Raw genomic sequence first — 22372 nt, forward strand, 5'->3', positions numbered from 1 at the left:
GGTAAGCCTTCCTCACAGTTCTTTTCATCAGCTTAACGATCGCCAGGAAATTCCATCGACGATGCGGATACCGCTCTCAATTTCGCCCATTCCCGCAGGCCCGTGACTTGTTCCTGGTGCAGCGTGGCCAGCGGCACCGTGTTCTCCACAGCGTGGAAGAGGTCGTAGGCGGCCAGCGACCTGCGCTCGGAGTAGGCGTCGAACAATCCCGCCACCACTGCTTGTTCGATTTCGGCGCCGGAGAATTCGCCACTGGCCGTGGCCAACTCCGCGAGCAGCTGATCGGTGATCGCGAGTCCTGCGGCCGGGCCGGTGAGCCGTCGCGTCAGGTGCAGCCGCCAAATCGCCTGCCGTTCCACGTGGCCCGGCAGGTCGACGAAGAAGATCTCGTCGAATCGCCCCTTACGCAGGAACTCGGGCGGCAGGTTCTCGATGGAATTCGCTGTCGCCATGACGAATACGGGCGCGGTCTTCTCCTGCATCCAGGTCAGGAATGTGCCGAACACCCGCGAACTGGTTCCGGTGTCGCCGGTGGTGCCGGCCCCCGCGAACGCCTTGTCTATCTCGTCCACCCAGAGCACACAGGGCGCGCACGCCTCTGCCGTGGCGATGGCCGAGCGCATATTATGCTCGCTGGCGCCGACCAGCCCCGCGAAAACCCTGCCGATATCCAGTCGGATCAGCGGTAACCCCCACGCTGAGGCAACGGCTTTGGCGGTCAACGACTTTCCGCACCCCGGCACACCGGTGATCAGTGCCCCCTTGGGCGCGGCAAGCCCGTAAGTGGCAGCCTCGGACAGCCATGTGTCCTGACGTTTGCCCAGCCATGTCTTCAACACCGAGAGCCCACCCACATCGGAGAGCCCGATATCGGTGCGCACCAGCTCGAGCAGTCCCGACTTCCGGATCGTCTGAGCCTTCTCCTCCAGCACCACTTCGACGCCCGAATGCGTCAGGTCCGTCCCACCGACCATCGCCAGCGCGAACGCGTTCTCGGCTTCAGCCAGTGTGAGCCCGAGCGCGGCCTTGGTCAGCCGATCCCGTCCCCGTCCGTCGAGCCGCACCGGCACCATATCTGCGTTCTGCGAGATCATCCCGTCCAGTAGTCGCCGGATATCCGCCTCCCCGGGCAAAGCGAAATCGACTATGGTCACGTCTTTTTCGATCTCCGGCGGAATCCGCAGCACCGGCGCGACGACGACCAGCGTGCGTGCCACGTGGCCTTCCCGGAAGGCCGCCACCAGATCCCGCAGTATCCGAACCACCTGCGGATCCGCCGGCCGCCCCTGTTCCCCGAGGAAACTGTGCAGGTCGTGGAAGACGAACACGGCCCGCTCCTGAACCCGCTGCACCGCCCGCAGCGCCGCGGTGGGATCGTTGGTGCCCCGCTCGGCCGACTCACCGAACCGACACAGTCCATCGGTCAGCGACCACCGCCACACCGGCCGCGGCGTCTTCATCCCCTGTGCCGCCACCACGATCTCGTCGAGAACCCGCCGCTCCTCGAACGATTCGACATAGAGGAGTGGAAATCGGGCCTGCAACAACTGGGTCAGGATGCGATGGAACGGTTGCATCCGCCGATGGTAAACGCTGCTCCCGCGCGCTTGGATCGAAGCATTCGCGGACTTCGAGCGTCGGGGTCCGAACCCGCGACGCGGTTCGCGCCCGGCGCGTTACCGGGCAACCTCCTGCGGGTCCGCTCGTGGTGCCGATGGGGACTGTCGGCGACTCGGCGACATCACCCGCCCGAGGAGTTCACAGCACCGATCGGCCCGAAACACGGGCGCCGAAACGTGCCGGTTTCGTCCAAGACCCGGGGCATGCCACCCTCCTAGGCTGATGATCACCAGCACGGCGGCGGACACACCGCCCCGGACATCAGGAGGAACACCATGGCACGCGAACTGGTCTACACGGGATTCATGTCGCTCGACGGCGTCGTCGACTCGCCCGGGGGCAAGGTCGAGGGGCACCGTAGCGGCGGGTGGGTGATGGAGACCGAGTTCGTGCCCGAGGCGTACGCGCTCAAGGGGGAGGAACTCGCCGACACCACCGCGCTGCTGTTCGGGCGGCGCAGCTACGAGGCGTTCGCGCCGTTCTGGCGCGAATCCGAGGACCACATCGCGTACAAGGACCTGCCCAAGTACGTGCTCTCCACCGGACTCGGCGAGGACGACCTGCTCGACGGCTGGGGGCCGACCACGATCCTGCGCTCGATCGAGGACGTCGCCAAGCTCAAGGAGACCGAGGGCGGGGCCATCTTCATCCACGGCAGCGCCGAACTCGCCCGCAACCTCTCCGACGCCGACCTGATCGACCGCTACAACCTGCTCGTCTTCCCGGTGCTGCTGGGCGCGGGCAAGAGCCTGTTCAGCCGCTCGGACCGGGACAAGCAGCAGCTGCGCCTGCGCGAGTCCGCCAACTACTCCAACGGCGTCAGCAAGCTGGTGTACGAGGTCGTGCGCTGACCCGGGTCCAGGGCGATGTTCCCGCCGCCGCCGGACCGCAGTTGCTGCGCGGTACGCCCGATGTACTTGCGCAGCGCGCGGGCCAGGTGGGGTTCGTCGTAGTACTCGAGCTTGTCCACCACCGCGCTCGCGGTCTCGCCGCCGGCCAGCAGCACCGCCGCGGTCCGCGCGCGCCCGATCTGCCGCACGGCGCCCTGGGTCAGCCCGGTCGCCGCCCGGAAACGCCGCTCCAGCGTGCGTTCGGCCGCCGCCGGGCGATGTCCGCGCAGCAGGTCCGCGACCAGCGGATCACGGACCAGCACGCCGTCCCGCACCAGCCTGGCCACCAGCGCCTCGGCGTCGTCGGCGTGCGGGGTCTCCCGGTGGTCGCCGTCCAGCGCGAAGGTGCGATCGCCGACATCGGGCAGCAGTACCCCGCCGTTGAGCAGCTGCGGCGTGGCCACCATGCGCAGCGCGGTGCCCACCGCGAACTGGATGCCCACGAAGTGCGCGCCCTCGGGCACCGGTGCTGTGCCGCAACGATTCTCGGGCCCGGTGACGCTGGCGTACCGAACGCCGCGCTGCTCCCAGAACACCAGGCCGACGGTCTCCGAGGCCACGGAGGTCATCTCCGTGACCTGCTCGCTGCGGCACGTCCACACGATGTCGATCCAGGGTGAATCCGACCCGCGGGTCTCGAACGACAATCCCACCGCTCGAATCCTAGTGCGAGCGAGCGCTCAGCGAATACGGCTGTACTTCAGGAACGCCACGCCGTCCTCGAACACCCGGCTGGTGAGCACCCGGAACCGGGTCGCCTCCGGAAGCTTCCCGCCCGCGCCGAACAGCGGCCGGCCCGAGCCGAGCACGATCGGGTAGAGCTTGAGGAACACCTGATCGATCTCCGGCAGCAGCGTCTGCGCGAGCTCACCGCCGCCGCACAGCCAGATGCCCAGCCCCTTCTCCCGCTTGAGCTCGCGCACCCGGGCCAGCGGATCCGCGGAGATCAGCTCGATGTCGGGATCCGGGCTCTCGGGCAGGGCCTGCGAGACCACGAACTGCCGTAGGTGCGAGTACGGGCTGGAGGTGCCGGTCCGAACCCCGAAATCATGGGTCTTCCGGCCCATGATCACCGTGTCGAAGGTGGTGCTGCGATGTGCCACCCCGAGCGCCTCCCGCACCTTGGTGGGCAGGGTCTCGGGGTATTGAGCGGTGATCGCGGGACCGTGATCACCCCCGACGGGGAAGAAGTCGACGGCGCCGTCTTCCGAGGCGATGAAGCCGTCGATGGTGGCCGCCACGTAGTAGGTCAGTTTGCGCATTGATCCCTCCAGCCGACACCACGCGTGCCGCTACTGAAAACGGTAGCGCTTCACAGCCGGGCGCGGGGACGCTCTTCCGAAGAGCGGACCCGAGGGTGGCGCGGACCGTCAGTACGGTGGCGGTACCGGTCAGGAACCGTCAGACCCGCGGCCGCGGCTGGCAGCGCGGGCAGGAGAACGACGAGCGGTTCATGAACTTCTCCCGCGCCATGGGCGCACCGCAGCGCCGGCACGGTTCGTGTTCGCGGCCATAGGCATTGAGCGACCGCTCGAAGTAGCCGGACTGCCCGTTGACGTTCACGTAGAGCGCGTCGAACGAGGTGCCCCCGGCCAGCAGCGCGTCGCTCATGACCGAACTCGCCTCTGCCAGAAGGCCGGTCAGAGCCGGCCGGGTCAGCTTGGCCGCGACCCGCTCACCGTGAATCCTGGCCCGCCACAACGCTTCGTCGGCGTAGATGTTGCCGATGCCGGAGACGACGGTCTGATCCAGCAGCAGCCGCTTGATCTCGGATTGCTTGGCGCGCAAGCGTTTGACGACCGCGTCGGCGTCGAACAGCGGGTCGAGGGGATCGCGCGCGATGTGCGCGACCGGCTCGGGCACCAGCGTCCCGTCCACCTCGACCAGATCCGCCAGCTGCCAGCCGCCGAAGGTGCGCTGATCCACGAATCGCAGCTCGTCCCCCGAGTCGAGGGTGGCGATGATGTGGGCGTGCTTCTCGCGCGGGGAATCGGCGGGCTGCACCAGCATCTGCCCGCTCATGCCCAGATGGACCACGAGCGAGGTATCGGGCTCGTCGAAGGTGAGCCACAGGAATTTGCCGCGCCGCCGCGCGGATTCGACCCGCAGGCCGGTCAACCGGGCGGCCAGATGGTCGCCGCCGGGAATGTGCCGCCGGACCGAGCGCAGATGGCGGACCGTGACGGCGGTGACGACGCGGCCCACCACGTGTTCGGTGAGACCGCGCCGTACGACTTCTACTTCGGGCAGCTCGGGCACGGGAGAATGATAGTCCCGGCCCGATTACGCCGAACCGTCGGCGGCGGTACCGTTTTCGGCGTTCTGATCATTCAGAGCCTGGTACGCGGCGCCCGCGGCCTTCTGCTCGGCTTCCTTCTTGGAACGCCCGACACCCTGCCCGTAGGACCGGCCACCGATCACCGCCGTGGCGGTGAACTCCTTGTCGTGATCCGGTCCGGTGGAGGTGATTTCGTAGCTGGGGACGCCGATGCCTCGCTCGGCGGTCAGCTCCTGCAGGCTGGTCTTCCAGTCGAGCCCGGCGCCCATGCGGGGGCCGCGTTCGAGCAGCTCGGCGAACAGCCGCAGCACCACGGTCCGCGCGGTATCGATTCCGTGCTCGAGGTGTACTGCCCCGAGCAGCGATTCCATACCGTCGGCGAGAATGCTGGGTTTGTCCCGGCCACCGGTGAGCTCTTCGCCCTTGCCGAGCAACAGATGCCGGCCCAGACCACCGGCGCCGAGGGTGCGAGCCACCTCCGCGAGCGCGTGCATGTTGACCACACTGGCGCGCAGCTTGGCGAGTTCGCCCTCGGATTTATCCGGATGCTCCAGGTACAGGCGTTCGGTGATGCTCAGGCCGAGCACCGAGTCGCCCAGAAACTCCAGGCGCTCGTTCGTCGGCAGCCCGCCGTTCTCGTAGGCATACGACCGGTGGGTGAGCGCGAGGCGCAACAGGTCCGGTCGCAGGCCGACGCCGAGCGCTTCGAGCAGGCTGGAATGGTCGGCGGAGTCACCCACGGCGGGCGCCTCCGCCGCGTCCTTGCTGGCGGTCACGATCGGCTGGATCAGAGAATCAGACCGCGGCGGTGATCTGACGGCCCTTGTAGGTGCCGCAGGAGGGGCACGCGATGTGCGGCAGGGTGGCCTGGCCGCAGGCGCGGTTCGGGCAGGTGATCAGGGTAGGCGCGCTGGCCTTCCACTGGCTCCGGCGCGAGTGGGTGTTGGAACGGGACATCCGGCGCTTCGGAACGGCCACGACTACTTCTCCTCTGTCCTCATACTCACGGAACCACCGTGGTCCGCAAGGGTGAAAGCTGCGCTGATGGGGTTCGGCGCGATGTACGAGGACACCGCAGCCGAGGGGCTAGTTCGCGGACGGTTTCTCGCCATCCACGACATCGAATTTCGCGAGCCCGGCCCAGCGAGGGTCAAGTATCTCATGACCATGGCCGGATTCCGCAATCGCCAGCCGGACGCCGCATTCGGCGCACAATCCCGGGCAATCGGGCTCGCACACCGGCTGCAGCGACAGTTCCAGTCCGACGGCGTCGATGACCACCGGCTCGAGTTCGATCATGTCGTCCACCAGACGATGGATCTCGTCTTCCTCGGTGGTCTGCTCGGTCGCGCTGTCCGGGTAGGCGAACAGTTCGGTGAGCTGCAACTCGATCGAATCGGCGAAGGGTTCGAGGCATCGTGAGCATTCGCCCTCGACGGGTCCGCGCAGGGTGCCCATGAGCAGTACGCCCTCGGACACCGACTGCAGATTGACGTCGAGTTCGACCTCGGCGCCCGCCGGGATGCCGACCATTTCCAGGCCGATGCGCTCATCGATGGCGAAGGTGCGGTGCACGGGCAGGATCGAGCCCGGCTTGCGCCCCAGACGTCGCGTATCCAGGTTGAAGCCCGCGTCGTCGGCCGTCGTGCGACGGTGACGAGGCGTGGAGCCGGAATCGGCGGACATCAAGGTTCACTCACCTTCGGGTGTGGAATGGGCAACCACCCCACAATACCGAAGCGCACGCTCAGAGCCCAATCGGGGGGCGGCCGATCAGCGGCCGAACTCCGCGGCGTAATCCGGGATGTGCGAGGTCGGCGCGGGCGGGCGAACCTGGCTGCGGCCCTTGCCGATGATGCGCAGGGTGTTGCTCAGGGTCTCCTCGAAGGAGGCGAGCTTGGCGTCGACGTATTCGTCACATTCGGTGCGCAGTCGATCGGAGTCGGCCTGGGCGGTGTCGATGAGCCGGGCCGATTCCACGTGCGCGGCCCGGACCACCTCGGTCGCCGAGACCAGGCGTTCCTGTTCGGCCTTGCCGTCGGCGACCGAGCGATCGAACGCGGCCTGACCGGCGGCGGTCATGCGATCGGCCTCGCTGCGGGCGCGGCCGGTGACCATCTCGTATTCCTGGTTGCCCTCGGTGACGACCCGCTCGGCCTCGGCCTCGGCGTCGCTGACCAGGTGCTCGGCGTGGGCGCGGGCCTCGGCGACCATGCGGTCCGCGTGCGCCTTGGCGTCGGCGAGGATGCGGTCGGCCTCGTCGCGGGCGCCGGTGATGGTGTTGTGGGCCTGCTCGTTCGCGCCGGTCACGGCGGTCTCGGCGGCGTTGCGGGCATCGGTGACGATCTTGTCGCGGTGATCGAGCACGTCCTGGGCGTCGTCGAGTTCGCCCGGCAGGGCCTCGCGGACGTCGTCGAGTAGTTCGAGCACCTCACCGCGCGGCACGATGCAGTTGCGGGTCGGCGGGATGCCCCGCGCCTCCTCGATGATGGCCACGAGCTCGTCGAGCGCTTCGAATACCCGGTACATGCCTGCTATCCCCTCTTTCCTGCCAGGACTCCCACGGCGAGGTTCTCCGTTCTTGCCAGTCTGCCTGCCGAGCGGCTGTCAACACGTGCGACACGGCGTGTCGCGTTGCTGTTTCATAGACCACAAAAAGAAGTGGAGGAAACGCCTCCAGTTGGTGTTACATTCATTGAGCAAGAAAGTGTTGCCGGGGCAGCGGAGCCCGCGGCGACAACGGGATTGACTGTTCGCTTTGTTCAGTCGATACTGAACACATAGTACCGAGTGTTCGAAGTGAGGGACACTCCGCCGGGCCGGGCCCGACGTGTTCGATGGGAAAAGACAATGGCTGTCCTGGACATCCCGCAGCGGGCCCCGATGTTGCCCGTGCCCACCCTGATCGACACCTACGCGTACGGCGCCGACGTCGTCCGCGGCGTCGGGGCACGCTGGACCGGACAGTTCGGCGCCTGGATCCGCAGCGATCACGCCCTCGCCCAGCTCGTACGATTCGCCGCGGTCGGTGGCCTCAGCAATATCGGCTACCTGCTGCTGTTCCTCGCCTTCTACGGCGGCGGCCCGCAGCTGGCCAATCTGGCCGGATCCGTGGTGAGCACCGCGCTGGCCAACGAACTGCACCGCCGGCTCACCTTCCACGCCGCGGGCCGGGTCCGCTGGTTCACCGCGCAGCTCGAGGGCGGCGGCCTGGCCCTGGCCGGACTGGCCATCACCTCGGGCGGGCTGGCGATCCTGCAGAGCACCGCCCCCGGACTGAGCGATCTCGCGCAGGCCGGCGCGGTACTGGCGATCACCGCCGCGGTCGGCACCATGCGTTTTCTGACCCTGCGGCTCTGGGTCTTCTGAGACCTTCATCCGCCGGGGTTCTCCCCCGTCGATTCCCCTGCGTCCCCGTCACCACGATCCGGTCGAAATCCGGCAAGTGGTACGGGGATTCGGCATTTCCGGGGGTGGTGGAACCGTCTCGCCGGGAGCTGCGTCAAAACCAGCATCGACCTACGAGAGGGGTTTTCGCTATGCGGCACGGGCACGGATGCCTCGGCGGACGGCGGGACGCGCACGGACCCGGTCCGCGGCGGCCGGTGGGGCGGGAGAGCGATTGCTGTGTGCGACACCATCGACGGCCGGGCCGGCCACGCAAGCACGAGGAGGGGGAATGACGTCCCCGGAGCCGGCGGGCGGCGGCCGGGAGCGGGCCGCGGTACGGACGGGCCCGCGCACCGGGGTGACGAGAGCCTGTGCGACAAGGGGTCTCGGGTGGCGACCACCCGAGGGGCGCGGCGGCCCGCACGCCTCGCTACCCGATTCGCGCGCGCGGCACCGGATGCTGATCGAGGCGGTGCTACCGGACATGGCCGGGGAGACGGTGGTGAGCCACCAATCCGCGGCGCTGCTGTACGGCGCGCCGCTGTGGCGCACGCCCCTGGACCGGGTGTGCGTCACGCGTAATCGCCGGGGCGGCGGGCGGACTCGGCCCCTGACGCGGGTGCACGGTTCACCCCTGCACGCGGCCGTGCGCTGGCACGGACTGCTGCTGACCCCGCCCGCCCGCACGGTGGTGGACCTGGCGCTGAGCCTGCCGTTCGAGTCGGCGGTGGTGGCGGGCGACGCGCTGGTCGGCATGTTCGGCATCGGCGGCGGTGAACTGGCGCACGAGCTTTCCCGGGCCGCGGGCAGGCACGGCATCGCCCAGGCCAAACAGGTCATCGCGTTCCTGGACGGCCGCAGCGGCGGCGCCGGGGAGTCGCTGAGCCGAATCATGTTGCGCCGGATGGCGCTACCGGCGCCACGCACCCGCGGCGACGTCGTGACCGCCGACGGCAGGTTCGTGGCGCGGGTCGGGTTCTATTACGAGAACACCGGCGTGGTCTGCGAATTCGACGGCCCGATCCGCTTCGGGCGGCGGGTGCGGCCCGGCGACGACGTCGCGGAGGTGGTGCGCCGGGAGATGATTCGCGATCACCACCTGCGCGCGCTCGGGTTACGGGTCGTCCGCTGGACCTGGTCCGATCTGGCGGGCAGCGGTCCCGCGCACCGCCTGTACGCGGCGCTCGCGCGCCCCGGCGGCCGCCGTTTCGACGGCCGGATCGACCCCGGCACAGTCCCCGAGCCGCGGCGAACGACGCTGCACCCGTTGTGAGGACGTTCCCCGCACGAGCGCCGGGAGCAACGCTCGTGCGGGTTCGGGGCGGTTTCCCTCGCCGCGGTTCGGTTGCGCGGCACTACGAAGTCGGCATGCGCTCCGTTCGGTTCCGAGTGCCCGCCCAGCACGCGGCGGTCCGGCGCGGGGAGGCCGGCCGGTTACTTCGCCGCCTGCCGTTCCGCGATGCGGGCGAGCAGAGCCTTGTGGACCGCGGGCGGGAGCAGGTCGGTGACGTCGCCGCCGAGGGTGGCGACCTCCTTCACCAGGGAGCTCGAGACGAATCCGTAGAGCGGGTTGGTGGCGATGAAGTAGGTGTCCACGCCGGTGAGCTTGCGGTTCATCTGCGCCATCTGCTGCTCGTAACCGAAGTCGGTGGCATCGCGCAGACCCTTGACGATGGCGGTGATCCCCTGCTCCTTGGCGAAGTCCACCAGCAGGCCCCGCCAGGATTCCACCCGCACGTTGGGCAGGTGCGCGGTGACCTCGCGAATCAGGTCCATGCGCTCCTCGACGCTGAACATGCCCTGCTTGTTGGGGTTGATCACCACCGTCACCACGACGTCGTCGAATTGCTCGGCCACCCGGTTGAACACGTCGAGATGTCCGTTGGTCACCGGGTCGAACGAACCCGGGCACAATGCTCCAGCCATGGCCGCACGGTACCGCAGACCGTGCCGTCCGTTCGGGTGCGCCCGGGCCGGGGCCGGTCGGCCCCGTGCGGCGCACACCGAAGGGCGACAGAGCCGCTGGCAGCGGACGTCGCACCCGAGGCCGTCCGTCGGGAGTGCGAGCCCCGCGGACGACGTGAAGTCACCCGCGCGCTATTCGGCGACGGGGAGGTATTCGGCTATGTCCAAACGGGTTTCGCCGTACTTGCGCGACTTCTCCGGGGTGAAACCCGCGGGCCAGTCCACCTGTGGCGAGCGGGTGGAGCGCTCGATGATCAACAGCGCGCCCTCGGCCAGCCAGCCGCCCTCGGCCAGCGCCGCGATATCGGCCTGCACGTCGGCCACGTCGACGTCGTACGGCGGATCGGAGAAGACGAGGTCGTACGGCGCGCCCGGCGGCGCGGACGCGTGCCCGGGCCGGCCCAGGACCGCGGCGACGGTGTTCGCGCACAGGTCCGCCCCGGGCAGGGCGAGATCGTCGATGTTGCCGCGGACGACCGCCGCCGCCTTGCGGTCGGCTTCCACGAGCAGCGCGTGTGCGGCCCCGCGGGACAGCGCTTCCAGTCCGAGCGCGCCGGATCCGGCGTACAGGTCCAGTACGCGCAGGCCGTCGAAGTCCATGCGCGAGAAGACCAGGTTGAACAGCGCCTCGCGCACCCGGTCGGAGGTCGGGCGGGTGCCCGCGGGCGGAACGCGCAACCGGCGTCCGCCCGCGGTGCCCGCGACGATGCGTGTCACTCGGCCGCGGCCTCGGTGAGACTGACCTCCACCAGCAGATCGCCGCCTTCCACCTGCTGCACCTTGCCGATCGCGACGCGCCGCACCCGGCCCGATCGCGGCGCGGTGATGGCGGCCTCCATCTTCATGGCCTCGATGGTGCCGATGGTGTCGCCCGCGGCGACCGTGTCGCCCTCGCCCACCGCGAGGGTGACCACACCGGCGAACGGCGCGGCGATGTGACCGGCGTTGTTCTTGTCGGCCTTCTCCGCGGTGGGCACTTCGCTGGCAATGGACCTGTCGCGCACGGTGATCGGGCGCAGCTGGCCGTTGAGGATGCACATCACGGTGCGCATGCCGCGCTCGTCCGGCTCGGAGATCGCCTCGAGCCCGATGAGCAGGGTGACGCCCTTGTCCAGCTGCACGTGGTGTTCTTCGTCGTGGCGCAGGCCGTAGAAGAACTGGTTGGCGGACAGGTTGGTGGTGTCGCCGTACTTCTCGCGGTGCGCGAGGAATTCCGAGGTGGGCCCGGGGAACAGCAGGTTGTTGAGGGTGGCGCGGCGTTCCTCGGAGGTGCCGTTCAGGCCCGCCTCGTCCTCGGCGGTGAGCTGGGTTTCCGGCTTGGCCGCGCCGCGTCCGGCCAGGGCGCGGCTACGGAAGGGCTCGGGCCAGCCGCCGGCCGGGGTGCCGAGTTCTCCACGCAGGAACCCGATCACCGAGTCCGGGATGTCGTAGCGGCCCGGATCGGTGGCGAAGTCCTCGACGTCCACGCCGGTGCCGACGAGCGCGAGGGCGAGATCGCCGACGACCTTCGAGGACGGGGTGACCTTGACCAGACGACCCAGCAGGCGGTCCGCCGCAGCGTATTTCGCTTCGACCTGCTCGAACTGATCGCCGAGGCCGAGCGCGATGGCCTGCTGGCGCAGGTTCGAGAGCTGACCGCCCGGAATCTCGTGGGTGTACACACGACCCGTCGGGCCGGGCAGACCGGATTCGAAGGGGCCGTAGACCTTTCGCAGCGCCTCCCAGTACGGCTCGAGGTCGCACACGTTCTGCAGGTTCAGGCCGGTGTCGTGCGGGGAGTTCGCGGTCGCGGCCACGATCGCCGACAGCGCGGGCTGACTCGTGGTTCCGGCCATCGGCGCGGAGGCACCGTCGACGGCGTCGGCTCCGGCCTGCCAGGCGGCGAGGTAGGTCGCGAGCTGACCACCGGGGGTGTCGTGGGTGTGCACGTGCACCGGCAGATCGAACTCGCGGCGCAACGCGGTCACCAGCGTCGTCGCGGCGGGCGCGCGCAACAGCCCGGCCATGTCCTTGATGCCGATGACATGGGCGCCCGCTTCGACGATCTGCTCGGCGAGCTTGAGGTAGTAGTCGAGGGTGTAGAGGTCCTCGTCGGGGTTGGACAGGTCGCCGGTGTAGGACAGGGCGACTTCGGCCAGGGCCGTACCGGTTTCGCGCACCGCGTCGATCGCGGGCCGCATCTGATCGACGTTGTTGAGCGCGTCGAAGATGCGGAAGATGTCGATACCGGTGGCGGTGGCCTCGGAAACGAATGCGCGCGTGACCTTTTCGGGGTAGGGCGTATAGCCGACGGTGTTCCGCCCGCGCAGCAGCATCTGCAGGTTGATGTTCGGCACCGCCTCGCGCAGCGCGGCGAGGCGCTCCCACGGGTCCTCGTACAGGAACCGCAAGGCCACGTCATAGGTCGCCCCGCCCCAGCATTCGATGGACAGCAGCTCCGGCGTCAGCCGCGCCACGTGCCCGGCCACGTCGAGCAGGCCGTTGGTGCGCACGCGGGTGGCGAGCAGCGACTGGTGTGCGTCGCGGAAGGTGGTGTCGGTGACGGCGAGGGCTTTCTGCTCGCGCAGTGCGCGGGCGAACCCCTCGGGTCCGAGCTCGAGGAGCCGATCCCGCGATCCGGCGGGCGGCGGCACGGTCATGTCGAGGGCGGGCAGCTTGTCGTGCGGGTACACCGCGGTGGGCCGGGAGCCGTGCGGCTTGTTGACGGTGACGTCGGCCAGGTAGTTCAGGATCTTGGTGCCGCGGTCGGCCGAGCTCTTGAGCGTCAGCAGCTGCGGCCGCTCGTCGATGAACGAGGTGGTGACCCGGCCGGCGCGGAAGTCCGGATCGTCCAGGACCGCGAGCAGGAACGGGATGTTGGTCGTCACGCCACGGATGCGGAATTCGGCGACCGCGCGGCGCGAACGCGCCATGGCGGTCTGGAAGTCACGCCCGCGGCAGGTGAGCTTGACCAGCATGGAGTCGAAGTAGGCACCGACCTCGGCGCCGACGTTGGTGCCGCCGTCCAGGCGGACGCCCGCGCCACCCGGCGAGCGGTACCCGGTGATACGACCGGTGTCGGGCCGGAACCCGTTGGCCGGATCCTCGGTCGTGATACGGCACTGCAACGCCGCACCGCGAATGACGATCGAGTCCTGACTCAACCCCAGATCCTGCAGGGACTCCCCCGCCGCGATCCGCATCTGCGACTGCACCAGATCCACATCGGTGATCTCCTCGGTCACCGTGTGCTCCACCTGAATACGCGGATTCATCTCGATGAACACATGGTTCCCGCGCTCGTCGAGCAGAAACTCCACCGTCCCCGCGCAGCTGTACCCGATCTGCTTCGCGAACGCCACCGCATCCGCGCAGATCTTGTCCCGCAGTTCCGGATCCAGATTCGGGGCGGGCGCCATCTCGATCACCTTCTGGTGGCGGCGCTGCAGCGAACAGTCGCGCTCGTAGAGGTGGATGACATTGCCGTGCGTATCGCCGAGGATCTGGACCTCGATGTGGCGCGGGTTGATGACGGCCTGCTCGAGGAACACCGTCGGGTCGCCGAACGCCGACTCCGCCTCGCGCGCGGCGGCCTCGATGGCCTCGCGCAGCTGAGCCGGATCCCCGACGCGGCGCATACCGCGCCCGCCGCCGCCGGCCACGGCCTTGACGAAGACCGGGAACTCCATGCTTTCGGACGCCTTCACGAGCTCGTCCACATCGGCGGACGGCTCGGAGGAGGAGAGCACCGGCAGCCCGGCGGCCTTGGCCGCGGCGATCGCGGTGGCCTTGTTACCGGTCCATTCCAGGATCTCCGCCGAGGGCCCGATGAAGGTGATGCCCTCGCGCGCGCAGGCGGCGGCGAGATCGGGATTCTCGGAAAGAAAACCGTAACCCGGGTAGATCGCGTCGGCGCCGGAGGTCTTGGCCGCCTTGATGATCTCCTCGATCGACAGGTACGCCCGGACCGGATGGCCCGGCTCACCGATCTGATAGGCCTCGTCGGCCTTCAACCGGTGCACCGAGTTGCGGTCCTCGTAGGGGAACACCGCGACGGTGCCGATGCCGAGTTCGTAGGCCGCGCGGAAGGCGCGAATGGCGATCTCGCCGCGGTTGGCGACCAGGACTTTGGAGAACATCCGCCTAAGGTACCTGCCCCGGCACGCCGGGCGAGCATCGAAGTACGGTTCGCAGCAATCTTCACAGTCACATACCGGGCGGTTGCGAATTTGTGTTCATCACCTGGACACATAGCCGATCGTGAGGTCCGCGCGCCGCGGTCCGCCGAATTCGCCGACTTGCTAACTCCGGGCGGCGAACAACCGCCTCCCACCCACCGGAACTCGGGCGCGGATGCGCGCACGGGCGCGATCGGCACACCGGGCGCGGTCGCGCGACGGAACAGCCCGGCGCTTTCGGTGTTGTTTATGACTGACCGGTCATTCATAATTGGACCGTGCCGAAAATCGTCGACAAAGCCGCGCGGCGGGACCACATCCTCGACGCCGCCGCGAAAGTGTTCGCCCGCAAGGGCTTCGCCGCCTCCCGCATCGAGGACGTCGCCGCCGAGGCCGGCATCGCCAAGGGCAGCGTGTACCTGTACTTCGGCAGTCGAGACGAACTGCTGACCGGAGTCTTCGACAGCTACGCCGCCCGGTCCGCGGCCACCCTCGCGGATCTGGGTGGGGGCGGCGCCCTCGACCAGCTCGAACGCCTGGTGCGCGGCACCGTCGAACTGCTCGCCGCGCATCCCGATCACGCCCGGGTGCTGCTGGACGTGTGGGCCGCCAACCCACCCCTGGACATGACCGCCATGTACCGCGAGTACCGCGCGGTCATCGCCGAACTGCTCACCCGCGCCGCGGCGGAGGGCGCCCTGCGCGCCGGGATCGGCCCGGCGCACGCGGCCGTCATCGTCGGCGCGATCGAAGGCTGTCTCATCCAAACCCTGCTCGACCCCGAGCTCGCCCTGATCGATCTGGCCACACCCCTGGTCCAGCTCTGCGTGGAAGGACTACGCGCATGACCCTCACCGACCGCCTCATCGCGCCCGGCGCCACCCGGGGCGAGGTCACCACGGCCCTGGGCGCCGCGTTCCTCGGCGCCGCAGCGGCTTTCGCGCTCGGCGCGCACGCCGGCTATTCCGCGCTCACCCTCGCGGTCATCACCTTCGTCGCCTTCGACATGTTCGGCGGCGCGGTCGTGAACGCCACCACCTCCGCCAAACGCTGGTTCCACCGCGAATCCCGGACCGCACGCCATCACCTGGGCTTCGTGGCCATCCACGTGCAGCCCTTCCTCCTGGCCTGGGTCACCCCCGATTTCACCTGGCGCACCGCCGCGGCCGTGTACGCCACCGCCCTGTGCGGCGCCCTGCTGATCACCGCGGCGCCCCGGGATCTGCGCCGCCCCATCGCTTTCGCCGTCACCGCCTTCGCCCTGGTCTGCGTCACCAGCCTGCTCACGGTCCCGCATGCCCTGGCCTGGTTCGCGCCCATCCTGCTGATCAAACTTCTACTGGCGCACCTGCTTCCGGAGGATTCGCATCCGGTCTCCGGTGGCGTCGCCCCGGCCGCCGCGTGAATTCGGCCGGGAACCGGACGCCGACGGCAGCGCGTGCCCTGCGCGACGCACAGGGCACGTGATCACGACGGATGAGATCAGTTGCGAGGTCGCGGGTGCTGTTCCAGCCCTTCCCCGATACGGCCCGCGGTGTCCGCGATCTCGGTGAAGTAGCGACGGCGTTCGGCCCGGGTGACCGCCGGGCGCAGCGGGCCGATCTGGAGTTCCATGACGGCGTGGCCCGCGGTGTCGAAGACCGGTGCGCTGATGTAGCTCAGCGGCAACGCGATATCTCGATCGAGGGTGGGCCGGTCGTAGGCGCTGCCGATGATCGTGGCCAGCTGGGCCAGGACGCGGCCGCGCAGTTCGCTGCTGGTGGGCACTTCCGCGAGCCGGTCGACAACCTCGGTGAGAACGCGGACCGCGGGCATGCTGTCCGGCTCCAGCCGCCAGGCGCAGTGCCCGCTCTCGCGGACGATGTCGAGGACGGCCTCGAACTCCGCGCGGCGTTCGGGGCCGCGGGTGTCGAGCCACGCGCGCCGGCGCGCCCGGCTCGCGTGCGCGATCATGCCCGCGCCCGCGGGGGCGAGCAGCGGTATGCGAGCGCCGGATTCGATGCCGACGGTCACGCGATCCCGGGTGACCGCGAGGAATTCCAGGTAGTCGCCGTCGAGGGCGGTCAGGGCCGCGCCGCAGTCGATGCGTTCGGCCAGCCGCTCCAGTTCGGCGTTCATCCAGGCGCGGTCCCGGCGCGTGTCGGCGGCGCGCAGCCCGAGCGCGGCCAGCCCCGGGCCCATTTCGTAGCCGAGATCGGGACGGCGTCGCGCCCAGCCCCGTTCGACGAGCGCCGCCAGAATGGCCCCGGCGGTGGAGCGATTCAGCTCCAGACGGTCGGCGATCTGGGCGGAGGTCAGCGGCCCGTGCCGGGCGGCGAGCAATTCCACGATCGAGATCACGCGCTGGGTGGGTGGCGAACTGTCGGCCGTCTTGCCAGCGGGCACGCGGGTCTCCTAGTCGGCGAACTTCAGGTCACTCTGCTGCCGGGATGATGCCGGTCGGTTTTCGGGACCCGGTTCAGCCACGGCGAACGTACGCCCCGCGTACGATGAGTGCCCGGTGGACACGGTGCCCAAACCCCGAATTCGCATGCTACGCAGCCGCGCTCGGAACGCGAAACCGCTTGCAGGAATAAGAAGTAATAGGCAGTCCGGTCAATACTGCGATGTTTGCGAAGCAGGATCGGTACGATCCTGCACTGTGCGCAAGATGTATGCGGGTGCTCGACTACGGCGGTTGCGCGAGGAACGGCGGATGACCCAGGCGGCCTTGGCCAAATCCCTGGATCTGTCCCCCAGCTACCTCAACCAGCTCGAGCGTGATCAACGGCCTCTCACCATTCCGGTGCTGCTGAAGTTGAACTCCACCTTCGATCTGGACGTTCAGTTCTTCGCCGCCGACTCCGACGCCCGCCTCGTCTCGGATCTACACGAGATTCTGGTGGAGGCCGCGGGCGGCAACGCCGCACCCGTGGCCGAGGTGGAAGATCTCGCCACCCGCATGCCCGAGGTCGCGAAAATCGTTGTGGCCATGCACCGCCGACTGCGCGCGGCCACCGATCAACTCGATCTCCTCTCCGCCAAGGTCGCGACCCCGGCCGGCGCGCCGGGCGTGCCCATGCCGTACGAGGACGTGCGCGACTTCTTCTACGATCACCACAATCACGTGGCCCAGCTCGACCTGGCCGCGGAGCGGCTGTTCGAGGACTGCGGGCTGACCATCGGCTCCCTGGACCGCCAGCTCGCGCGGGTGGCCGAGGAGCGCGCGGGCGTCACCGTCCTGGTGCGCGGCGACGGCGCGGATCCGAATGTGCCCAAGCGCCACTACGATCCGGAGACCAGGACCCTCACCCTGGCCCGAAGACTCCGGCCCGGCCAGCGCGCCTTCCAGATCGCCACGACCCTGGCCCTGCTGCTGCACGGCAATCTGCTGGACGAGGTGCTCGACGAAACCCCCACGCTCACCGGCGAATCCCGCACCCTGGCCCGGGTGGGCCTGGCCAACTACTTCGCCGGCGCGCTGGTACTGCCCTACAGCAAGTTCCTGCGCTCGGCCGAGGAATTACGCTACGACATCGACCTGCTGAGCCTGCGATTCGAAGTCGGCTTCGAGACCGTGTGCCACCGCCTGAGCACGCTGCAGCGCCAGGGCCAGCGCGGGGTGCCCTTCTTCCTGATTCGCGCCGATCGCGCAGGCAACATCTCCAAACGCCAGTCCGCCACGGCTTTTCACTTCTCCCGCGTCGGCGGCAGCTGCCCGCTCTGGGTGGTGCACGACGCCTTCGCCCACCCGGGCCGCATGCTCACCCAGATCGCCGTCATGCCGGACGGGCGCCGCTACCTCTGGATAGCCCGGACCACGACCCCCACCCCGACCGGATTCGGCGCGGCCGGAAAGGATTTCGTCATCGGGCTGGGGTGCGACATCGAATACGCGGACCGCCTGGCCTATTCCACCGGCCTGCCGCTGGAGGACCCGGCGGCCGCCACCCCGATCGGCGCGGGCTGCAAGGTCTGCGAACGCGCCCAGTGCACCCAGCGCGCCTTCCCGCAGATCGGCCGCCCGCTGGCGATCACCGAGAACACCAGCACCGATCTCCCGTACCCGCGAATACCTCGCTGACCGCCGCTCGTCACCGCGCACCGGCGCTCAGGACTTGGCCAGATACTCCAGGCGCTCGCCGTCCACTGCGGCACGCATCATGCTCGCCAGGCCCTGATGTTCGGTCAGGCCCGGGTCGGACGCGACCACCTCGCGCGCCAATTGCTGTGCGGCGGTGATGACTTCGAGATCGTCCAGCAGTGAGAGCAGTTTCAGGCTGCGGGCGGTGCCGGACTGGGCGGAGCCGAGCACGTCGCCCTCGCGGCGCTGACGCAGATCCAGCACCGCCAGCTCGAAGCCGTCGGTGGTGGCGGCCACCGCCTCGAGACGCGCCATCGCCGTGCCCACCGGATTGGTCTCGGTGATGAGCAGGCACAACCCCGCGTGCTTGCCCCGCCCGACGCGCCCGCGCAGCTGATGCAGCTGACTCACGCCGAACCGGTCGGCGTCCATGATCGCCATGACGGTGGCGTTGGGCACATCGACGCCGACCTCGACGACCGTGGTGCACACCAGCACATCGATCTCGGCGTCGTTGAAGGCGCGCATCACGCGGTCCTTCTCGTCGGTGGGCAGCCGCCCGTGCAGCAGGCCCACGCGCAGGTCCGCGAGCGCGCCGGTGCGCAGCATCTCGTAGATGTCCACGGCGGAATGGGTTGTCGGCCCTTCCTTCTCCAGCTCCTCCTCGGCCTTGCGCGCCTTACCCTTACGGCCCTTGGCGTCGGGCTTGTCCTCCTCGTCACCGATGCGCGAGCACACCACGTACGCCTGTCGTCCGGCCTTCACCTCTTCGTGGATGCGCTCCCACGCCCGGTCCACCCAGGCCGGTTTCATCTTGGCGGGCACCACCTTCGAGGTGATGGGTGAGCGCCCGCGCGGCAGCTGGGTGAGGGTGGAGGTCTCCAGATCGCCGAGTGTGGTCATGGCGATGGTGCGCGGAATCGGGGTCGCGGTCATGACCAGCAGATGCGGGCTGATGCCGTCCTTGGCCTTGGCGCGCAACGCGTCCCGCTGCTCGACGCCGAACCGGTGCTGCTCGTCGACCACCACCATGCCCAGATCGAAGAACTCCACCGACTCCTGGATCAGCGCGTGGGTGCCGATGAGAATGCCCGCGTCGCCGGTGACCGCGTCCAGCAGGGCGGCCCGCTTCTGCGGGACGGACATGGACCCGGTCACCAGCACGAGTTTGGTGGCGTTGTCCTCCGCGCCCAGTTCGCCGGCGTTGCCGAGATCGCCGAGCATGTTCTTCAGCGACCGATAGTGCTGGGCGGCAAGGACTTCGGTGGGCGCGAGCAGGGCGCACTGCTGACCGTTGTCCACCACCTGCAGCATGGCCTCCAGCGCGACGATGGTCTTGCCCGAGCCGACCTCGCCCTGCAGCAGCCGGTGCATGGGGTGGGTGCGCGAGAGGTCCGCGGAGATCTCCCCGATGACCGCGCGCTGGCCCTCGGTCAGTTCGAAGGGCAGGCGCTTGTCGAAGGCGGCGGCGATGCCGTCGATGCGCGGCGGGCTGGGCTTGGCCGCCCGGCCCTCGGTCCGGTGGCGGCGTTCGGCCAGCACCAGCTGCAGGGCCAGGGCCTCGTCGAAACGCAGTCGCCCCCGGGCCTGTTCGATATCGGTCTTGCTCTCGGGTAGATGGATCAGCCGCAGCGCCTCGGACACCCCGAGCAGGGCGTGTTCGGCGCGCAGGTCCTCCGGCAGCGGATCCTCGATCGGATCGAGCTGGTCCAGCACCTGGCGCACACAGCGCAGCAGATCCCAGCTCTGCACCTTGGCCGTGGCCGGGTAGACGGGGATGAACTCCCGCTCGAAGAACGAGACATCCACCCCGCCCGCGCCTTTCGCGCTCTGCGCCAGCCCGCGCAGCGCGCCGCCGCCGCGCACGCTGGTCAGATTCTCCAGGGAGCCGTCGCCCTTCTCCGGCAGGATCAGGTAGTCCGGATGCGAGAGGTTCCAGCGATCGGGCCGCCACCAGTGCACGGTGCCCGACATCATGGCGCGCACCCCTTCCTTCACCAGGTAGCGCACTTTGTCGCCGTTGAAGAAGGTCACCTCGATCGGGCGGGCCGAGCCGGTGTCCAGGTTCACCTTGAGTAGGCTGCCGCGCCGGTTCTTCATCGGGCGCAGTTCGGTTTTGGTGACCCGGCCCATCACCGTGATGTGCTGCCCCTCTTCGGGGGCCTCCTCGGTGAGCGGCTGACCCTGGGTGGCATAGCGCAGCGGATAGTGCCGCAGCAGGTCCTCGACGGTGTGCATGTCGAAGGATTCGAGCAGCGGTTCGGCGGCCTTGACCCCGAGCACGTGGTCGAGCCGATCACCCAGTGTCGCCATCTATTCCACCCCGATCTGCACCAGATCCCGGGCTTGCCCGCCGGGATACACCACCACTTCGACGCCCGGGAAGGCGCCGGCGATGTGCTCGGTCAACTCTTCGGAAAGTCCTTGCGGCGCATCGGATCCGATGAGCATCGTCACGAATTCCCCGCCCAGGCCCAGCATTCGGTCGAGCAGGGTGCGGCCGGCCGCGCGCACGTCGCGGTCGATCACCACCACGTCGTGGCCGACCAGCCCGAGACCGTCGCCCGCCTCGCAGGTGCCGACCATGGTCAGCGCGCGCTGCGGCGCGATTCGCACCGCGCCCCAACGGGTTCCGGCGGCCGCCTCGGACATGGCGAAGGCGTCGTCGACCGCGATCCGGCCGACGTCGTGCATGGACAGCGCCGCCAGGCCCTGCACCATGGAACCGCTCGGCAGCATGAGCACGTCGCGATACCCGTCGCGCGCGGCCACACTCACCGCGAGCAGTTCGGGTGCGGGCAGCGCCCCGTTGGGCAGCACCAGCACTTCGCGGTTGGGCAGTCGCCGGATGGCGCTCAGCAGCGCGTCGGCGGTCACCTCGCCCTCGCGTCCCTCGAGCACGGCCGCGCCCGCGTCCTCGAACAACCGCACCGCGCCCGCGCCCGCGGCGACCACCAGGATCGCGCGATCGGCGGGCCCGGCGAGCGCGTGCGCCGAGGAGTCGAGCGTCTCGACGCGGATTCCGCTGAGCCGCCCGGCGGCCAGCCCGGCCTCGACGGCCGCACCCGCGTCGGCGCAGTGCACGTGCGCGGACCACATGTCGTCGCCGTCGCCCACCACGACGACCGAGTCACCGAGTTCGCCGAGCCGATCGCGCAGCGCGCGCACCCGGTCCGGATCGGTGTCGGCCAGCAGATACATGACCTCGTAGTGCGGGGTGCCCCAGATCGGGCCGGCCGGCGCCGGGGCCACCCCGGCGACCTGCCCGTCGCCCGCGGGGTGTGCGCGCTGGGCCGCCCCGGCGTCGCGCACGTACTCCGGCCGCGCCGCGACCTGCCCGCCGGTGACCCGGACCAGCTCGTCCAGCAGTACCAGCAGCCCGCGCGCACCGGCGTCGACCACACCGGCCTGGCGCAGCACACCCAGTTGCGCCGGCGTCTCCCCCAGCGCCTCGGCCGCGCCGTCCGCCGCGGCGACGGCCACCGCGGGCAGGCTCGAGCCCGGGCATTCGTCGGCACACACGGCGGCGCGATCCAGCACCGTGAGCATGGTTCCCTCGACCGGAGAACTCAGCGCCTCGCGCACCAGGAACGCGCCCCGGCGCAGCGCCACGCGCAAACTCGCGGCGGTGAGCGGACCGTCGCTGACCGCGTCGGCCACCCCGCGCAGCACCTGCGACAGGATGATCCCCGAGTTCCCGCGCGCGCCGGCGGTCGCCGCCCGGGCCATCGCGCCCGCGACACCGCGCGCCGCGAGCCCGTCGGGGGCGGTGGTCACCGGCGAATCGACGACCGCGGCGACCCGGCGGTTGTCCACCGCGCCCTCGGCGCGCGCCGCGCCGGGCCCGTCCCCGCGCGCACCCGGCGTCGCGGTCGCCGGACGTCCGGAAACGCTCGCGGCGGCGAGTTCGTCGGCCGCGCGGACCGCGGCGCGCATGGTGCTGAACAGATTGGTCCCGGTGTCGGAATCCGGGACCGGGAAGACATTCAGGGCGTTGATCTCGTCGCGA

20 protein-coding genes are annotated in these 22372 nt (G+C 69.4%); 6 read left to right on the forward strand and 14 right to left on the reverse strand.

Annotated elements, in window-relative coordinates; genetic code table 11:
• Positions 1-32: 32 nt before the first annotated feature.
• On the reverse strand, positions 33-1328 hold the full coding sequence (locus ACWIGI_RS30180; protein ID WP_454206027.1) for an AAA family ATPase: 1296 nt from the start codon (positions 1326-1328) through the stop codon (positions 33-35).
• A 567-nt stretch (positions 1329-1895) separates the two neighbouring features.
• Here ACWIGI_RS30180 and ACWIGI_RS30185 point away from each other — a divergent pair.
• The gene (locus ACWIGI_RS30185; protein WP_454206029.1) at positions 1896-2471 is read left to right on the forward strand and encodes a dihydrofolate reductase family protein; all 576 of its coding nucleotides are present in this window, start codon (positions 1896-1898) and stop codon (positions 2469-2471) included.
• On the opposite strand, the gene ACWIGI_RS30190 is transcribed toward ACWIGI_RS30185, so the two are convergent.
• The 7 genes from ACWIGI_RS30190 to ACWIGI_RS30220 all read right to left on the reverse strand — a co-directional run bounded on the left by ACWIGI_RS30190 (position 2426) and on the right by ACWIGI_RS30220 (position 7317).
• On the reverse strand, positions 2426-3163 hold the full coding sequence (locus ACWIGI_RS30190) for a helix-turn-helix domain-containing protein (protein ID WP_454206031.1): 738 nt from the start codon (positions 3161-3163) through the stop codon (positions 2426-2428). The two genes, ACWIGI_RS30185 and ACWIGI_RS30190, sit on opposite strands and share 46 nt — an antisense overlap.
• 27 nt (positions 3164-3190) lie before the next feature.
• The gene (locus tag ACWIGI_RS30195; RefSeq protein ID WP_454206033.1) at positions 3191-3772 is read right to left on the reverse strand and encodes a dihydrofolate reductase family protein; all 582 of its coding nucleotides are present in this window, start codon (positions 3770-3772) and stop codon (positions 3191-3193) included.
• Positions 3773-3911: 139 nt separating this feature from the next.
• The gene (mutM, locus tag ACWIGI_RS30200; RefSeq protein ID WP_454206035.1) at positions 3912-4769 is read right to left on the reverse strand and encodes a bifunctional DNA-formamidopyrimidine glycosylase/DNA-(apurinic or apyrimidinic site) lyase; all 858 of its coding nucleotides are present in this window, start codon (positions 4767-4769) and stop codon (positions 3912-3914) included.
• Between the two features lie 24 nt (positions 4770-4793).
• Complete coding sequence (rnc, locus tag ACWIGI_RS30205) at positions 4794-5564, reverse strand: ribonuclease III (RefSeq protein WP_379001055.1); 771 nt, start codon at positions 5562-5564, stop codon at positions 4794-4796.
• Positions 5565-5583: 19 nt separating this feature from the next.
• Positions 5584-5766: a 50S ribosomal protein L32 gene (rpmF, locus tag ACWIGI_RS30210; protein ID WP_354989856.1), complete on the reverse strand. Its 183-nt coding sequence runs from the start codon at positions 5764-5766 to the stop codon at positions 5584-5586.
• A gap of 108 nt (positions 5767-5874) precedes the next feature.
• Positions 5875-6474, reverse strand: coding sequence for a YceD family protein (locus ACWIGI_RS30215; protein ID WP_454206038.1), 600 nt, complete (start codon positions 6472-6474; stop codon positions 5875-5877).
• Positions 6475-6561: 87 nt separating this feature from the next.
• Positions 6562-7317, reverse strand: coding sequence for a DivIVA domain-containing protein (locus tag ACWIGI_RS30220; RefSeq protein WP_454206040.1), 756 nt, complete (start codon positions 7315-7317; stop codon positions 6562-6564).
• Between the two features lie 321 nt (positions 7318-7638).
• On the opposite strand from ACWIGI_RS30220, the gene ACWIGI_RS30225 reads away from it, so the two are divergent.
• Both ACWIGI_RS30225 and ACWIGI_RS30230 read left to right on the forward strand, forming a co-directional pair.
• Positions 7639-8157 (forward strand): GtrA family protein, encoded by a 519-nt coding sequence (locus ACWIGI_RS30225; protein WP_454206042.1) that lies wholly within the window; start codon positions 7639-7641, stop codon positions 8155-8157.
• A 310-nt stretch (positions 8158-8467) separates the two neighbouring features.
• Positions 8468-9451, forward strand: coding sequence for a hypothetical protein (locus ACWIGI_RS30230; RefSeq protein WP_454206044.1), 984 nt, complete (start codon positions 8468-8470; stop codon positions 9449-9451).
• A gap of 161 nt (positions 9452-9612) precedes the next feature.
• Here ACWIGI_RS30230 and coaD read toward each other — a convergent pair whose 3' ends face one another.
• The 3 genes from coaD to ACWIGI_RS30245 form a co-directional block, all read right to left on the reverse strand.
• Positions 9613-10104 (reverse strand): pantetheine-phosphate adenylyltransferase, encoded by a 492-nt coding sequence (gene coaD / locus ACWIGI_RS30235; RefSeq protein WP_454206046.1) that lies wholly within the window; start codon positions 10102-10104, stop codon positions 9613-9615.
• A gap of 171 nt (positions 10105-10275) precedes the next feature.
• A complete protein-coding gene (gene rsmD, locus ACWIGI_RS30240; protein WP_454206048.1) occupies positions 10276-10860 on the reverse strand; it encodes a 16S rRNA (guanine(966)-N(2))-methyltransferase RsmD in 585 nt (194 codons plus the stop codon).
• Positions 10857-14261, reverse strand: a complete 3405-nt coding sequence (locus tag ACWIGI_RS30245; RefSeq protein WP_454206050.1) for a pyruvate carboxylase — start codon at positions 14259-14261, stop codon at positions 10857-10859. Before ACWIGI_RS30245 ends, rsmD begins: the two co-directional genes overlap by 4 nt.
• A 317-nt stretch (positions 14262-14578) precedes the next feature.
• Between ACWIGI_RS30245 and ACWIGI_RS30250 the strand changes: the two genes are divergently transcribed.
• Positions 14579-15148, forward strand: a complete 570-nt coding sequence (locus ACWIGI_RS30250; protein ID WP_454206051.1) for a TetR/AcrR family transcriptional regulator — start codon at positions 14579-14581, stop codon at positions 15146-15148.
• Complete coding sequence (locus ACWIGI_RS30255) at positions 15145-15705, forward strand: hypothetical protein (protein WP_454206053.1); 561 nt, start codon at positions 15145-15147, stop codon at positions 15703-15705. Before ACWIGI_RS30250 ends, ACWIGI_RS30255 begins: the two co-directional genes overlap by 4 nt.
• Positions 15706-15782: 77 nt before the next feature.
• On the opposite strand, the gene ACWIGI_RS30260 is transcribed toward ACWIGI_RS30255, so the two are convergent.
• Positions 15783-16685, reverse strand: coding sequence for a helix-turn-helix domain-containing protein (locus ACWIGI_RS30260; protein ID WP_454206055.1), 903 nt, complete (start codon positions 16683-16685; stop codon positions 15783-15785).
• A gap of 256 nt (positions 16686-16941) precedes the next feature.
• Between ACWIGI_RS30260 and ACWIGI_RS30265 the strand changes: the two genes are divergently transcribed.
• Positions 16942-18363 (forward strand): short-chain fatty acyl-CoA regulator family protein, encoded by a 1422-nt coding sequence (locus tag ACWIGI_RS30265; RefSeq protein WP_454206057.1) that lies wholly within the window; start codon positions 16942-16944, stop codon positions 18361-18363.
• 27 nt (positions 18364-18390) lie between these two features.
• Here ACWIGI_RS30265 and recG read toward each other — a convergent pair whose 3' ends face one another.
• Positions 18391-20676 (reverse strand): ATP-dependent DNA helicase RecG, encoded by a 2286-nt coding sequence (gene recG, locus ACWIGI_RS30270; protein WP_454206059.1) that lies wholly within the window; start codon positions 20674-20676, stop codon positions 18391-18393.
• On the reverse strand, positions 20677-22299 hold the full coding sequence (locus tag ACWIGI_RS30275; RefSeq protein ID WP_454206120.1) for a DAK2 domain-containing protein: 1623 nt from the start codon (positions 22297-22299) through the stop codon (positions 20677-20679).
• Between the last annotated feature and the right edge of the window lie 73 nt (positions 22300-22372).

Source organism: Nocardia sp. NPDC055321, from assembly GCF_053645575.1.